The organism is Candidatus Skiveiella danica (genome assembly GCF_022705245.1).
GTDB classification, from domain to species: Bacteria; Pseudomonadota; Gammaproteobacteria; order Burkholderiales; family Burkholderiaceae_C; genus Skiveiella; species Skiveiella danica.
The window spans coordinates 1-490 of the sequence record NZ_JAKJEW010000088.1; the positions used below are offsets into that span (position 1 = coordinate 1).

Annotated in this window: 1 pseudogene; it reads left to right on the forward strand. The window is 61.4% G+C overall.

The features are described 5' to 3' along the window. Window positions 1-77 precede the first annotated feature (77 nt). Window positions 78-344 (forward strand): annotated as a pseudogene (locus ACMUOY_RS20095) (IS91 family transposase); the annotation flags it as partial. Window positions 345-490: the final 146 nt, after the last annotated feature.

A 490-nucleotide genomic window follows, 5' to 3' on the forward strand; every position in this document is an offset into this window, starting at 1 on the left:
TTCGAGGCACAAAATTCGTGCCATACTTGGCCTCATGCGGTTGAATTTCCTATCCGCGGAATCGTGAGCGTTTCGTCATCTACGAGGTGTTTCCGCTCTTGTGCCCGATCTGCGGCGGGCAGATGCGCATCATCGCCTTTATCACGCACAGCGCCGAAATCCGGCACATCCTGGACCACATCGGGGCAGATTCCGAGCCACCGCACATCGCGTCAGCACGTGGGCCGCCACTGTGGGATGAACTCGATGCGCAATCGGGTGAGGGCAGCCAAGTCGAGCCAGATTGGGACGCGGCAGCACAACCGGCACCGGACTTCGAGTTGGACCAGCGCATCAGTTGGTGACCCCCAGTGAAGCGGCGGTATCCATCGCTGCGGGGCGCAGCTTCGCGCGCGCCAGCCCCAATGCATACTGCCTCCCAATCTCTCGCCCAATCTCTCGCCATGGAGCGGCAAGCGAGCGCTCAACCTGCCTTGGCCGAACGTGTTTC